Genomic DNA, 13,514 nt, shown 5'->3' with positions numbered 1-13,514 from the left:
CGTCGTTCTTCCTCGCCCATCCCAAGGCCATCGCGGCCTTCGAGCGGGAATGCACCTGGCGCGGCGTGCCCCCCGTCACCACCAATTTGTTCGGAACGCCGGTCATCATGTGGCGGGGCGTCCCCATCGTCCCCTGCGACAAGCTGGACGTCAAGAGCCGGCGGCTCTCGAACCAGACCGGCACCACCAGCATTCTGTTGCTGCGGGTCGGCGAGGCCGATCAGGGGGTCGTCGGGTTGCATCAGGCCGGCATCCCCGGCGAGATCGCCCCGAGCCTGTCGGCCCGGTTGATGGGGCTCGACAACCTCGGCGTCGCCTCCTACCTCCTCACCCTCTACTTCTCCGCAGCCGTCCTCACCGACGACGCCCTCGGTATCCTCGAAAACGTCGAAGTCGGGTACTACCACGACTACGAAAACAAGAAACAGAAAGTGAAGTAGGCCCATCCTTCGACGGAGCAACACTATGGAAGAAATCACCCCGGAATTGATCGCGTCCATCGCCACGCGGTTATTCCGTGAATCACCGCAATCAAGTTCCGCGCCGCTGCCCGGATTCGAGCCGCCAACGGAAGCACATATCCCCGTCCCGACGCCGTCCCACGCCCCGGCGGTTGCCCCCGGGCTGCCTGCGGCAACCAGTCCAGCACTGTTACCCGGAGCCGTGCAAAACTTCAAACCCGGAGCCAACGGGCTTTCAACGCCAAGCCTGCCAAGTGAGTTGCCGCGAGGATTTCACCTGCCGGACACCAATATCAGCGCCCCGTTCGGATTATCGCCCACGGTGGCTCCGCCGGCGTCTAACAACGGGCTGAGTGCGTTCGCTCAACAGGTATGGTCCGACGGATCGTTGAAGAGTCCGGGTGTCTGCACGCAAGACCGATTTCTCGAACGATTTCGACGAGTCGCCGCGCCCGAGACAAAATCGAGCTATGCCTCCCGGCCGTTCGATGTGGAGGCCATTCGCCGCGATTTTCCCATCTTGCAGCAACGCATTCACGGCAAGCCGCTCGCGTGGCTCGACAACGCCGCCACCACGCAGAAACCGCAAGCCGTGATCGACGCGATCACCAACTATTACTCGCGGGACAACTCTAACATCCACCGGGCCGCGCACACGCTGGCGGCTCGCTCGACGGATGCCTACGAGGGCACCCGCCAGAAGGTGCAGAACTTCCTCGGTGCGTCATCCACGAAGGAAATTGTGTTCGCGAGGGGCACGACCGAAGCGATCAACCTTGCCGCCCAGACATTTGGCAAGAAGTTCCTGCATCCGGGCGACGAGATCATCCTTTCCACCCTTGAACACCACGCGAACATCGTTCCGTGGCAGATGGCCGCCCGCGAAAAAGGGGCGATCATTCGGGTCATCCCCGTGAATGATCGGGGCGAGGTGATGCTCGGCGAATACGAAAACTTGCTCGGGCCGCGGACCAAACTGGTCGCGATCACCCACGCCTCGAACAGTCTGGGCACGGTTCTGCCGATTGCCGAGATGACCCGGATGGCCAAGCGATATGGCGCCCGTGTGCTGATTGATGGCGCGCAAACGGTCGCCCACATCGCCGTGAATGTGCAAGAAATCGACTGCGATTTCTTTGTGTTTTCGGGACACAAGGTTTTCGCGCCGACGGGTATTGGCGTGCTGTACGGCAAGGAAGAATTGCTCGATCTGCTGCCTCCTTGGCAGGGAGGCGGCAACATGATCAAGAACGTGACGTTCGAGGAAACCACCTATCACGGAACGCCGGCCCGGTTTGAGGCCGGAACCCCGAGCATTGGCGATGCGGTGGGTCTGGGGGCGGCTCTGGATTATGTCACCCGCCTTGGATTGCCGAACATCGCCAAGTACGAACACGAACTGCTTGAGTACGGCACGGAAAAGCTTTCACGGATCGACGGACTGCGTCTTGTCGGAACGGCTCGGGAGAAGGTCGGAGTCCTCTCTTTTGTGCTTCAGGGCAAGCGCACAGAGGAAGTGGGGCGGTTGCTCGACTTGGAAGGGATCGCCGTCCGGGCCGGCCATCATTGTTCGCAGCCGTCTTTGCGGCGGTTTGGGCTGGAATCAACAGTGCGGCCATCGCTTTCCATTTACAATACCCGTGAAGAACTTGACCGCCTCGCCGAGGCGATCCGCCGAATCCAACGCCTCTGATTTCGCAGGTCTTTCACTCGAAGGAGATCAACATGTCTCAAACGATGCCCGCCACCATCAGTCCCAACGATTTCGTGGCGTTGAAGCGTGCCGGCAAGATACTCAACCTGATCGATGTGCGAACCCCCGTTGAGTACCGGAGCATCCATGCGGAAGGCGCCCGCAGTATCCCACTGGATCGACTCGACGCGGCTAATGTTTCCCAAAGCGAGCCGATCTATGTGATCTGTCACACCGGCGGCCGCGCGGCCAAGGCGTGCGAAATGTTAAAATTGGCGGGCAACCCGAATGTTGTGAATGTGGAGGGTGGAACCAAGGCGTGGGAGGAGGCCGGGCTTCCCGTGGTGCGCGGCAAGAAAGCGATGTCGCTGGAAAGACAGGTTCGCATCGCCGCCGGGTCGCTCGTGCTGATCGGGGTCGCCTTGGGTTTTCTGGTCCATGAATACCTGTTTGGCCTCTCGGGATTCGTGGGAGCCGGACTCGTCTTCGCGGGAGTCACCGACACCTGCGGGATGGGGATGCTGTTTGCCCGCATGCCTTGGAATCAAGTCGGCCAGGAATCTCAGGGCCAATGCGCCACCTAATCGCCGCAAAGGTACTTACACCGGAACCGTGGCCGCCCGCACCATTATGATTTTGAAGGCCGACAATTTGAATTTTGCCAGTGCCGCCGATGGTTTGAGCAACACCACATTTTTTCGGCGAAAAGCATATTCGCCCGAATTCGTTGCGAGCGAGAAACGAGGACCGGAGCATCTTCGGCGGCCAGACAAACTCCAACCGCCGAATGATGGGAACATCGCCGGTGGACGCAATCGTGCGGTTGCTTTCTCCCCCGGATAACGCGAGTTCGATTGACAACACCACGTTCGGCGGCCCACACACCGGGGTTTGCCAGTTCGTTCTCGGCGTCGGCAGCGTGCGTGCGATCAAAACCACGACAATCGCCGCCATTCTGACCGCCTTGGTCATCCGGTCCAGGGGCGAAGTGGGCACGGGGAATTGATCTCCGGCTTTCATCTATTCACAGGAAAGATTGGTAATGTTTGTGCGCACAAGAATGAAGCGGAGTACGCGACTGATCGCCACGATGGTGATTCTGGCGGGGATCGGCGCTTGCGAGCCAGCCGGACCGAAAACGGTTCCATCAAGGGAACAGTGACTTTGGAAGGCGGGGATGTCTCCCCGCTTGTCGGCCATCATGTGGAGGGGGTTTTGGAGGGAAATCCGTCCGTTCTTGCATCCGGGGTGATTCAGAAGGACGGGGTTTTCGCTTTGGAAAGTCTGTTGGAGGGCAAAGTCCTAAAAGAGGCGATGCCGGGAAAGTACAACGCCCGGATCGTCCTTTCAGACGACGTTGACGACAATGGAAAACGACTTCCCCGCCCTCCGTTGTCAAAAAGCTTCCTCAAGGCGGCGGCGTCCGGTTTGTCCTTTGAGGTGTCAGAAACGTCTTCTGATGTCCAGCTGTCCTTGACCACTCGCGCCAAATGAGATGGCCCTTTGGGGCATTACATCGATACGAACAGGCAAGTTAGATTTCTAATAGTTACCCGATCAAAAGGAACTTGTTCCATGACCCTGAATCGTCGCCTGATGGCCCGGTTGCTGACGGCCCTCGCCGTTGGCTCTCCGGCCGCGGCCCTGGCCGAGACCAAGCCGGCCGACGACACGGCCAAACTGGCGTTCTTCGAGAAGAAGATCCGGCCGAAGCTCGTGGAGCATTGTTACGCCTGTCACTCGGCCGACACCAGCCGGCCGGTGGTCTGCGCGTGGACGACCACAAGGGTCTGCTGACCGGTGGCAACACCGGGGCGGCCGTTGTCCCCGGCAATCCGGCCAAGAGCCTGCTGCTGACGCGCACCTCCACGGGGGACGCCAAGCGGCGGATGCCGGTTCAGGGGGAACACCTGTCGGAAGAACAACTGGCCGACCTCAAGACGTAGATCGCCGACGGGGCTGTGTGGCCCAAGCCGAAGATCCTCGCCAGCCTCGGCAAATGCAAGCCTGAATACGATCAACTCAAGAAAGACCACTGGGCCTGGCAACCGCTGAAACAACCGGCCGTGCCGGCCGTGAAGGACACGGCTTGGGCGAAGGATGATCTCGACCGCTTCGTGCTTGCCAAGCTGGAGGAAAAGAAATTCCCGCCGGTGGCCGACGCGGACAAGCCGACGCTGATCCGCCGGATCACCTTCGACCTGACCGGCTTGCCGCTGACCCCGGCTGAGATTGACGCCTTCGTGAAAGGCGGTTCGCCGGACGCCTTCGCCAAAGTGGCGGACCGGTTGCTGGCTTCCCCGGTCTTCGGCGAACGCTGGGGCCGGCACTGGCTGGATGTCGCCCGCTACGGCGAATCAACCGGACCGTCTCGCAGAAAGAGTAGCGAACAAGACATGAAGGTATTCCCGTTTACGCAAGCAAATGGGACTCCGTGGGCGAGGCACCCTGCCGATGGTTAATGCGACCTTCACCGGCGATGACGTGTTTCGGGCTTCACTCCTGACCGAGTTCTTGGAAGTGCTGGCCGAATTGCGGGCGAGGCCGGCGACCATCCGGTGCTGTTGAAAACCGAGGCGGACTTCTTTAACGATGACAGGGAACGCACGTAACTTTCCAGTGAACCGGGCAAATTGCCGAGACCGGAAGATTGCCGACGCTTTCGATTCGATTGTCGATGGCAGAACCATTGCCGGACAAAGGTCGTCCAAAACCGCCGAGAAGATGTTGCTTGCCTGCGAAGGTGAATTGACTGACGACAATAAGGACGCGAGGGAAACTTGGAACAAGTTGATTGAGAAAGCAAGGCGGATCCTGCGCCTCCGTTTGATTTTCTCTCTCGCATGCACTCACTTTCCAGCCAACAAACAAGCAACTCTCAAGAAGAGCTGGAGAATCCCATGCGTCTCGCCGGTTGCCTGTTGTTGCTCGCGCCGATATCCGCCATGGCTGACGAAAAGCCACGTCTTTCCCATGATATTTTCGTTGGCAGGATCGATTCTCGAATCAGGCGACTGTTACAGCATGAAGCGAACCAGTGGATTCCCTCGACGGAATTAACGGCCAATATCGATGACGAGATTGAACGACAGATCAACATCGGGCGATTTTGGATTGGCGGCGCGACTTATGATGCGGTTCTCCGTCGCGGATTGTCCTGGCTGGCCCGCCATCAGCTCGAGGACGGGTCTTGGGTCGGCGATGGAACGGCCAAAAATGACAGCATTGGCGTCACCTCATTGGCCGTGCTGGCCTTCACGGGCATCGATGGCTGGCGTCCGGACGGCAGGGATGCCAAAGTTGTGGACGCCGGGATCTCATATCTGCTTTTGCACCAAAAGCCCGACGGCAGCTTTGGAAAGATCACCGGCATGGAAGGTCACTCTTGGGCAACGATCGCCCTGGTCGAAGCCAGCATCCTGACCAACATTGAAGGCGCGCGGGAAGGGGCGGCGGATGCCCTGGGCTGGCTCGTAAAAAACCAATGCAAAGACGGTTCATGGGGAGTGACCAAGGGCAAACTCGGCCCGGCGATCTGCCTCGCGTGGCCGGTTCAGGCGGTGTGGCTGGCCAAAACAGTTGGTTACCAGGTTCCCACCCGGGATGTGTTTCGCGGCGTGACGGGCTATCTCGATTCCCGCACGTGGGACAAAGGCCAGACTTACGGATTGGCGAAAGACGAACCGTCCCCGGAATTGACCGCCGCCGCCCCGATGATTAGATTGCTCACCGGAACATCACGCGATGATCCGGCGATGCGGAGGGCATTTGACGCCATCACGCGCCGACCAGTCTCGGACAAAAATCCCGTCCTTTATCAGCGTCATTTCTTCGAGACGCAATTTCTCCACGCGATGGGGGGTCAGGCATGGAAGACATGGGAACGGGCGATGCGAGCCAGCTTATATGACGCCCAATACAAAGAGGGAGTCGATCAAAACCCCCGCGAAAAGCCGACATTCGGATCATGGTCGCCGGACGCCGGAGAGCTCGGCGAACAATACGGCAAACACGGCTCTACCGCAATGTCGCTGCTGACTCTTGAAGTGTATTTCCGTTACCTGCCGCCGGGTTTCAAACTTGCGGCCCCCAAACGAGAAGTGATCGAACTAGAACGCTGATTGCGGAGTGCCCTCATGCGACTCGTTTGCTGCCTGCTTTTCCTTCTCCCTCCAACTGTCATGGCCGACGGCGAGACTCGTCCGGTTTCCGACACGATCCTCAGAGGACGAAGCTCCGATTTCGCTTCCATCAAAGACAAACTCCTGAAAGAAGGAGGGGGAAACTCCGAGAGCGAGATGGCCGTCGCCAGAGGATTGGCTTGGGTGCACCGGAATCGCCTCAAAGACGGTTCTTGGAAAAGCGAAGGCACGGAGAAGGACGACCGGGTCATCGCAACAGTGCTGGCATTGCTGGTTCGCCAGCCACATGTCATTCAGCCCTGTTTGCGCGACGACCCGGTCAGCGCGACCTCGCTGGCGTTGCTGGCTTATTTGGGGGCGGGCGTCACGGTGGATCAATCAAGCAGATACGGACCGGCCTTGACCGGGAGCCTCAAATATCTCCTTTCCCGCCAGAAGATCGACGGTAGTTTTGAGAACGTCACCAATATCGACGGCCATTCGTGGGCGACGATCGCATTGTGTGAAGCCAGCGTTCTGGCCGACATGAAGGGTGTGAAACCGGCGGCCGAGAAGGCTCTCGACTGGCTGTTGAAAAGCCAGCATCGGGACGGTTCGTGGGGAATGGCCAATGGCAAACTTGGCCCTGTGGTCTTCCTGGCCTGGCCAATTCAGGCTCTCTGGGTGGCCCGAATCACCGAGTTCGAATTCTCCCGCGAGGAGACATACGAGAAGATTGGCAAACTCCTGAATTCCCGCTCATGGGATTCGGGGATAACCTACGGACTAGCCAAGGACGAACCTCTGGCCGACCTCACATCTGCCGCCCCGGCCTGCCGGTATCTCACGGGCTGGGTGGCCAAACACCCGGCGCTGGTCCGGGCGGGCGAAGCGATGGTTCAACATCCCGTCTCGGACGAGAATCCCGTTCTGCACCAGCGCCACTATTTTGAGACGCAATTCCTGCACGCGATCAATCGCTCCGACTGGCACAAGAAATGGAATCCGAGCATGCGAGACTTTCTGGTGGGAACCCAGAACAGGTCGGCGGACGAAAATCTCAAAGGATCATGGTCGCCGGATGGCGGGGACATCGGCGATCAGTATGGACGGCTGGGATGCACGGTGATGTCACTGTTGTCGCTTCAGGTGTACTACCGTTATGTGCCGTTTTGGCAGGCAGATTTGAAACCGTCACCCCCAGAGCCGAAAGGGCCGCCCCTGCGGAAATGATCCAAGGCTGCTGCGACTGCATGATGGCCTGCATGGGCGATACAATCCGCTTTGCCGAGGCTTGGCTTAACGCCAAAGGATTAAGCGCCTGGCCGGGGTTGATTGTTACTTTTCCGGCGACTGTAGTGACATCCACATCAAACCGCCCCGTCTGAAAAGTAACAATCAACCCCGGCCAACTGTTTAGAGGTGCGCCATCGGTTGGCGGCCATGGTCATCGGGGGGATGGGCACGCTGCCGCACGATAGAGCCGTCATCATCCCGCTCTCAATCACCAAGCTGATGCACGGACAGGCCTGCGGGATGATCTTCGCCCTCACTGTGATCAAGACAGCGACGGTCCGTGTGGTCATCTTCTTCTTCCATCTGCCCGGAAAAAACACCCGATGATATCGTCACATGTACAGCCACGTAACATGCCGGGAGAACTCAAGGTAATTCATCGTAAGAAAATTGTCCGGCGGCCGGACCAGACATGAGGCGGCGGCACACGTCCGCGATGACTCGCCTCGTCTCGCCCCGGCGAAAAATGATTCCATCATCGGTTTCGACCTCGGCCAGCGGGCCGCGATAGCAGACATCGAACGACATATCCGTGGCATCGGCTGTTGGTTTGGTTCCGAACAGGCGGATTTTGCGCATGTCAACGCCGGGGGCTTGGAAGCAAATGATGTCGCCGAAGAGTTCGTAGTGGATGTCCGTGAAGCCGGCCTCTTCCAAGGCGGTCATCGGGGCATGTTCCAACGGCAGGGTCTTGAGCCGGGACGCCAGACCCGGCAGCGAGAACGGTGCAGTGGGAGAACGGTCGCCGACCAAGCCGGACACCATCACGCGAGTGCCCGGTTTTAGCGTTCGCTTTACTTCGGCCAACAATCGGGAGATTGCTTCCGAAGTGAATTCTGAGTTGAAGGTTCCTTGCAGCGTGATTTCGTCAACCGAGTGATCGGCGTGCGGAATCGGCGAGCAAATTTTGTGTTCCCATGTGATGCGATCTTCACGCACTGCCAAGGTCGCCGGGGGAGAATGATCGAACGGCGAAAAGTCCGGGTTCGCCAGATACAAATCCAGCCGATTGTCGTCCGGGTCTGACACCACCAAACGATTCGGGGAGGCTTGAACAAACGAAATGCCCGCAAGTTCGAGCCGGTCGCGAACGCCCTCCAGTTCCTCCATCGAGGCCAGTCGCAGGCCAATCGCATTGGTCGGCTTTCCCGGATATTTGTTCACGTGCAGCAAACCGATGGCCAGCGGCGGTTCCGCGAGGACATACTCGGCAAACTCATGGAAATGCTTGGCCGGTTCGCCATCGAACAACACCCGATAGAAATCAACAGACGTGGGAACATCCGTGACATGCAACGTGAGGGAGAAGGCGGTTTGCCCTTCCAGATGCGGAATGATTGAAACGGGCTGGGTTTCGAGCGAAATCATGATTGAACCTCCGCAAACGCATCCACGGGGGGCCGGACCGGGCCGGCGGCGGGATAACCAAACGGGAACAAAAACAGTAATTGTTCAGCCGCCTCGCCGCGCCGCAAGAGCGTCCAAGTGGCCTCGTCCACCTGGACGCGACGTCCGCGGGGATAGACGTTCCCCCGGTCGTCGCGAGTCTGGCGAAACGGTCCCTTGTACAGCACCAACCGCTTGGGCGCGGCGGTCGGGTGTTCGGGTTTGAATCCGCGGATTCGCCCCCCGTGAATGGTCAAGCCTTGGAAGCCGGCCGCGAGGAGCAGGTTCAATCTCGCGGTTGCGTCCTCGGGGGCGCCTTGGGCCAGAATGGTCCCGCCCGGACGGATCACCCGATATGCCTCGGCCGCCAAGCCGTCATCCCCAGCGGTGGCTCCGAACAAGCGGGCTTCGTCAAGTGAATCATCACCGTGCGGAAGCCGATCCGGCCGGGGTTGCCCGGCGAAATACTCGCAAAAAAAGCGACCACCGGATCGGGAGGCAGCACGGCCTCGTCGCCTTCGAGACAACGATGGATCGTGTTCGGGTGGATCAAACGATCAACGACGTACAGGTGCCAATAGTGTCCGTCCGGGTCGGCGACGTGAACCTTGAATTGTTCGTTGTAGCCGCAATGGGTGCATTCTTGGGTGTGGGTTTTTAATCCGGCCTGATGCAAGCGCTCGCGGCGGGCAACCACGGTGGTCCGGTCAACGAACCGCAATCCTTGGCTGGCAATCGGGGCGACCTTCCCGCTTGGCGAGCGAGTCAGGGCGACTTCGAGCGGCGGCTCGGACATGGCGAACACCACGGCATCCGATGAGACGCGAACTGGTTCGCTGTCGAAGAACACACGGTAAAACCCGGCGGACCGGGCCGGGTCGGTGACGCCGAGAGTCAGGCGGCATTGGTTCATTCGGTTTCTTCCTCCGGTTCGACAGGCTGATTCGCGCACGGCACTTTGACGAACAGCATCAAAACGCCGAGGGCCAGAATCACCCAGGCGAAGCAATTCAACAATGGGATGTATGTTCCGAAATGATCCCGATACATGCCAAAGACCAGCGGGCCGACGCCGGAGGCGGTGATCGTAATGACGTGGACCGCCCCCTGAATCTGGGCGAGGTCGCGCCGGCCAAAGGCATAAACCCAAATGGAGAAGTAGACAACAACATGGATCGCCATCGCCAACGCCTTGACCACCGACCAGAGATACACGTCGTTCGTCGTTTCCAAGTGCTGGACGGTCGCGAGGGCGCCGGCGGTCATCAGCATTCCCAACGCCAGCATTTTGCCCATCGACCATTTCTGGCAGAGCCACGCGATCCCGAATTTGAACACGATCATCGACACGATGCCGATCAACAGAGAATCGAAAAACACCTCTTTGCCGAATCCTCGGTCTTTGAGCAGTGACTCGTTGAACAACGCGATCCCGGAGCCGGAGATGCCGTTTACCATGCAATATCCCCCGTAAACGAGGAACACCGGCGAACGAACCGCCTCCCACATCGTCCGGTCGCCGCCGAGGCTCACGGACATCGCCGTCCGGTTTGGCGGGGCAATCTTGGGCTCGGTGATGAGGAGCATCGAGACCGGCAAGGCCCCAAACGCCATCACGGCGGCGGTGCAGAGCCAGATTTCCCGCCATGTCATGTGCAAGTCAATCAGGCCCACACGGGTTGCCTGGACCACGGCCCCGTATAAGGCGCCGGTCAGGAGCAGGTACACAGCCGCCGCCATTGGGGCGCGGCCGGGAGTGAATGACTTGCCGAGAAGCCCGGTGCTGACCAGCGCCAAAATGCCCTGGCCAAACAACCGGGCGAGCGTGATCGCCGCGAACAGCGTCCAGTACCCGCCTGCGATTGCCATCAGGGCGGTGGCGGCGGCCGTCAGGGCGGTCAGCGTCCAGGCCGACCGGCGAATGCCGAGCCGGTCAACGATTGTGCCGAATCCGAACGACAGGGCCGCGACAACCATCGTGGCCCAAAAGTTAATCTGTCCGAATGTCGCTCGCGAGATTTCAAAATCCTTCAGAAGCGGTTCGGTGATGACGCCGAGTCCGTGGGTCCGGCCCGGATTGGTGCAGACGTAGATCACCCCGGCCGCGAACAGATTCACCCAACTCACGAGCGTTGGCAGTTCGGTCGTGACGGCCGGGACAGATCGTTCGGGTTCGGTAACGATGGCGCTCATTTGGTGGTTTCGGGTCCGTTCGGGGAATCGACAAAAATGAACTGCCCGCTGGCCGGGCTGTTGCGCAGCCGTTCGGCTTGGTCGGTGGTGACAGCGACGGCGATCCCGCGATGGAAGGCCGTGCCGTCGTCGTCGGTGAGTTTCGCAAAGGGTCCGTCGTAGCGCACGGCCTGTCGCGGCTGGCTGTCGCCGGTTACCTTCCAAGCCGAGATGGTGACCGACCGGAATCCGACGCCGCTCGCGTCTTGCAGGCAGCCGACTTCTTTCCATGTCTCCACTTCGACGCCGCGAAATCCGGCTTGGGCGAGGGCGTCGAGCGGTTCCGTCTGGGTCGGAATGAAGCGAATCTTCGCCGTCAGGCCGGGAAAGTCGGGGCGGCCGGGATATGGCCGGTCGCCGACCATGCCACGAGCGAACACCCGCCCGCCGGGCCGTAACACCCGGCTTGCTTCGGCGAGGGCCAGCTTGAACCCGGCAATACCGTCATGGCCGTTGAACGTGCCCAGCAATTTCACTTCGTCAAGGCTCGCGTCGTCAAACGGAAGCCGGTTTGGAAACAGGTCGGGCAGTGTGTGCGTCCAAATGCCTTCGGGTGCAACCGGCTCAAGCCGGAGAGCCGGGGCAGGCTGCGGGTTACGGGTTTTTCCGTGGTGTTCGATGTCTTCGTGGAGCGTGTAGATTTTTCACCGGACGCCGTCCGGGTCGGTGACCCAGAATTTTGTCTGGAGGGCATAGCAACACTCCACGCCGTCTTCCCGAATCGTCGAATACCCGGCTTGTTCCAGCCTTTTTTGAATTGCGACTAATCCCGCCGACTTCGGAAGTCGCAACCCGACATGGTTGAGGGACGCCCCGCGCGGGGCCGGTTGCGGCAGGAACGACAGCACGACCGGCGGTTCGGCGAGTTCAAACTTCGCGTAATCCGGATAATGCTTGTGCGGTTCTTGGCCGAACAAAACGCGGTAGAAAGCAACCGTTCGGTTCAGATCGGTGACCCACAGGCTGAAGTGAAACTTCGCTGTTGTTGTCGGCGTCGGAATCTCGATAGTCGCGGACATTGGCTGGCTCCGGAAATTTGGGGAAGTCAATGACAACCGGCCGACGCGGCGGGAATCGAAAACACGAATTGAGCCGCCGTTGGTCCCTGACGCAGCGATTCCCAGATTCGCGGGGGAACCGCAACGGTCTCACCTCGCGGAAACACCCGGCCGACGTCGTCGGTTAATTCCCGGAACGGTCCCTTGTACAGCACATGCCGATCCGGGCCGTCGTCGGAAACCGGCTCGGGCGGCAGAGCGCGTGAACCGGACACATCTCCCCGAAAGATGTCTTCCCGCACGATGTAGATTTCCCACAGGTTCAGGTCCGGGTCTTCAACCCACACCTTTTCCTGAACCGCATAACATCCCCGCATGTCGTTCTGCTCGCGTGTCCGAATGCCGGCCGTTTCAAGCCGCCGTTGCACCTTGCGAACGTCCGCCTCGTTTGTGAGACGCAGGCCCATGTGGGACATCACCCCGCCCCGGCCGACGTTGTTCGGCGTGAGCGAGAACACCGCCGGCGGTTCGTCGATCTCGAACTTCGCATAATCGGGATGATGTTTGGCTGGTTCGACCCCGAACAGGACGCGGTAGAAAGCAATCGACCTGGCCAAGGTCGGACACGTTGACGGACAGGTGAAATTTCACCGGGTCCTCGATCACCGTCAGACTTGTCACGCGATGCCTCCGAAAAATCACTTGCTGATATCGAAGGTTCCAGTTCGTTGAGCGGCATCTTTTCGATTTTGGCCCGCAAGGGCGAGGTCTTCGCGTTCAGGTAAGCGGGCGGTGGCAGCACGGGTTTCGGCACGCTGGAATCCCGAGGCACCTCGGCGATCACAACGATGCACTCGCCGGGAGAAGCGCCGTCGCCGACGATGTAATACCGAATCTCGTTGATGGGTAACCCTCTCTAAATGGGGGGAGAAATACCATGACTCGAATACCCATCATCAGCCATCTGTCGCCCGGCGAAATCGCCCGGCGATACCGGAATTGTCCGGACGGGGCAGAGAAAACCCGCTGGCAGGTCTTGTGGCTGGTCACCCGGCCCGATCAGCCCATGTCCGCCGGACGGGCCGCCCAAGCCGTGGGCCTGACGCCGTCGTGGGGACGGACCCTGCTCAAGCGGTGGAACGAACACGGTCCGGACGGGCTGGCGGACGGCCGACGGGCCAACGGGGCCGAGCCGCTTTTGAGTCCGGAACAACAGGCGGACTTGTACGCCGCCCTTCAGGCCGACCCGCCCGACGGCGGCTTGTGGTCCGGTCCCAAACTCGCCCGGTACGTCCGTGAACAATGGGGAATCGAGGTCGTTCCCCAG

18 protein-coding genes and 1 pseudogene are annotated in these 13,514 nt (G+C 60.0%); 12 read left to right on the top strand and 7 right to left on the bottom strand.

From position 1 onward, the window contains the following. The 11 genes and pseudogenes from BGIM_RS53955 to BGIM_RS0134800 all read left to right on the top strand — a co-directional run. Window positions 1–440, top strand: a pseudogene (locus BGIM_RS53955) (Crp/Fnr family transcriptional regulator); the annotation flags it as partial. A gap of 25 nt (window positions 441–465) precedes the next feature. Continuing rightward, window positions 466–2,154: a cysteine desulfurase gene (locus BGIM_RS0134855; protein WP_020474289.1), complete on the top strand. Its 1,689-nt coding sequence runs from the start codon at window positions 466–468 to the stop codon at window positions 2,152–2,154. Between the two features lie 32 nt (window positions 2,155–2,186). Continuing rightward, on the top strand, window positions 2,187–2,738 hold the full coding sequence (locus tag BGIM_RS0134850) for a rhodanese-like domain-containing protein (protein ID WP_020474288.1): 552 nt from the start codon (window positions 2,187–2,189) through the stop codon (window positions 2,736–2,738). Window positions 2,739–2,959: 221 nt separating this feature from the next. Further along, window positions 2,960–3,160 carry a hypothetical protein gene (locus tag BGIM_RS66120; protein ID WP_193789041.1) on the top strand — a complete coding sequence of 67 codons (201 nt, stop codon included), beginning with the start codon at window positions 2,960–2,962 and terminating at the stop codon, window positions 3,158–3,160. A gap of 110 nt (window positions 3,161–3,270) precedes the next feature. Further along, window positions 3,271–3,648 (top strand): hypothetical protein, encoded by a 378-nt coding sequence (locus BGIM_RS0134835; protein ID WP_020474285.1) that lies wholly within the window; start codon window positions 3,271–3,273, stop codon window positions 3,646–3,648. A gap of 81 nt (window positions 3,649–3,729) precedes the next feature. Beyond that, a complete protein-coding gene (locus BGIM_RS67445; protein ID WP_029631223.1) occupies window positions 3,730–3,951 on the top strand; it encodes a hypothetical protein in 222 nt (73 codons plus the stop codon). Continuing rightward, window positions 3,927–4,100: a c-type cytochrome domain-containing protein gene (locus BGIM_RS67440; RefSeq protein ID WP_238537782.1), complete on the top strand. Its 174-nt coding sequence runs from the start codon at window positions 3,927–3,929 to the stop codon at window positions 4,098–4,100. The genes BGIM_RS67445 and BGIM_RS67440 overlap by 25 nt, the downstream gene beginning before the upstream one ends. Window positions 4,101–4,115: 15 nt before the next feature. Then, the gene (locus tag BGIM_RS67435) at window positions 4,116–4,616 is read left to right on the top strand and encodes a DUF1549 domain-containing protein (RefSeq protein WP_029631221.1); all 501 of its coding nucleotides are present in this window, start codon (window positions 4,116–4,118) and stop codon (window positions 4,614–4,616) included. Window positions 4,617–5,054: 438 nt separating this feature from the next. Continuing rightward, window positions 5,055–6,275, top strand: a complete 1,221-nt coding sequence (locus BGIM_RS0134810; protein WP_020474283.1) for a prenyltransferase/squalene oxidase repeat-containing protein — start codon at window positions 5,055–5,057, stop codon at window positions 6,273–6,275. A gap of 15 nt (window positions 6,276–6,290) precedes the next feature. Further along, the gene (locus tag BGIM_RS0134805) at window positions 6,291–7,508 is read left to right on the top strand and encodes a prenyltransferase/squalene oxidase repeat-containing protein (RefSeq protein ID WP_020474282.1); all 1,218 of its coding nucleotides are present in this window, start codon (window positions 6,291–6,293) and stop codon (window positions 7,506–7,508) included. A 225-nt stretch (window positions 7,509–7,733) separates the two neighbouring features. Next, on the top strand, window positions 7,734–7,898 hold the full coding sequence (locus tag BGIM_RS0134800) for a hypothetical protein (protein WP_193789040.1): 165 nt from the start codon (window positions 7,734–7,736) through the stop codon (window positions 7,896–7,898). A 39-nt stretch (window positions 7,899–7,937) separates the two neighbouring features. Here the strand turns inward: BGIM_RS0134800 and BGIM_RS58780 are convergent, their stop codons facing one another. The 7 genes from BGIM_RS58780 to BGIM_RS53940 all read right to left on the bottom strand — a co-directional run bounded on the left by BGIM_RS58780 (window position 7,938) and on the right by BGIM_RS53940 (window position 12,804). Continuing rightward, window positions 7,938–8,939 carry a VOC family protein gene (locus BGIM_RS58780; protein WP_020474280.1) on the bottom strand — a complete coding sequence of 334 codons (1,002 nt, stop codon included), beginning with the start codon at window positions 8,937–8,939 and terminating at the stop codon, window positions 7,938–7,940. Then, window positions 8,936–9,307: a hypothetical protein gene (locus BGIM_RS0134790; RefSeq protein ID WP_020474279.1), complete on the bottom strand. Its 372-nt coding sequence runs from the start codon at window positions 9,305–9,307 to the stop codon at window positions 8,936–8,938. The genes BGIM_RS58780 and BGIM_RS0134790 overlap by 4 nt, the downstream gene beginning before the upstream one ends. Next, window positions 9,304–9,870: a VOC family protein gene (locus tag BGIM_RS0134785; protein ID WP_020474278.1), complete on the bottom strand. Its 567-nt coding sequence runs from the start codon at window positions 9,868–9,870 to the stop codon at window positions 9,304–9,306. The genes BGIM_RS0134790 and BGIM_RS0134785 overlap by 4 nt, the downstream gene beginning before the upstream one ends. Further along, entirely contained in the window at window positions 9,867–11,150 is a 1,284-nt protein-coding gene (locus BGIM_RS0134780; RefSeq protein WP_020474277.1) for an MFS transporter, read from the bottom strand. Before BGIM_RS0134780 ends, BGIM_RS0134785 begins: the two co-directional genes overlap by 4 nt. Next, on the bottom strand, window positions 11,147–11,665 hold the full coding sequence (locus BGIM_RS63775) for a class I SAM-dependent methyltransferase (RefSeq protein ID WP_020474276.1): 519 nt from the start codon (window positions 11,663–11,665) through the stop codon (window positions 11,147–11,149). The genes BGIM_RS0134780 and BGIM_RS63775 overlap by 4 nt, the downstream gene beginning before the upstream one ends. A 168-nt stretch (window positions 11,666–11,833) precedes the next feature. Beyond that, window positions 11,834–12,208, bottom strand: coding sequence for a VOC family protein (locus BGIM_RS0134770; protein WP_020474275.1), 375 nt, complete (start codon window positions 12,206–12,208; stop codon window positions 11,834–11,836). A 26-nt stretch (window positions 12,209–12,234) separates the two neighbouring features. After that, complete coding sequence (locus BGIM_RS53940; RefSeq protein ID WP_020474274.1) at window positions 12,235–12,804, bottom strand: ArsI/CadI family heavy metal resistance metalloenzyme; 570 nt, start codon at window positions 12,802–12,804, stop codon at window positions 12,235–12,237. Window positions 12,805–13,124: 320 nt separating this feature from the next. Between BGIM_RS53940 and BGIM_RS0134760 the strand changes: the two genes are divergently transcribed. Then, window positions 13,125–13,514, top strand: a 390-nt coding sequence (locus tag BGIM_RS0134760; protein ID WP_020474273.1) for a helix-turn-helix domain-containing protein, incomplete at its 3' end; no start/stop codon positions are given.

The organism is Zavarzinella formosa DSM 19928, assembly GCF_000255705.1.
In the GTDB taxonomy this organism is placed as follows: Bacteria; Planctomycetota; Planctomycetia; order Gemmatales; family Gemmataceae; genus Zavarzinella; species Zavarzinella formosa.
The sequence above is the reverse complement of the archived record's forward strand: the minus strand, read 5'-3'. Positions and strand labels throughout refer to the sequence as shown.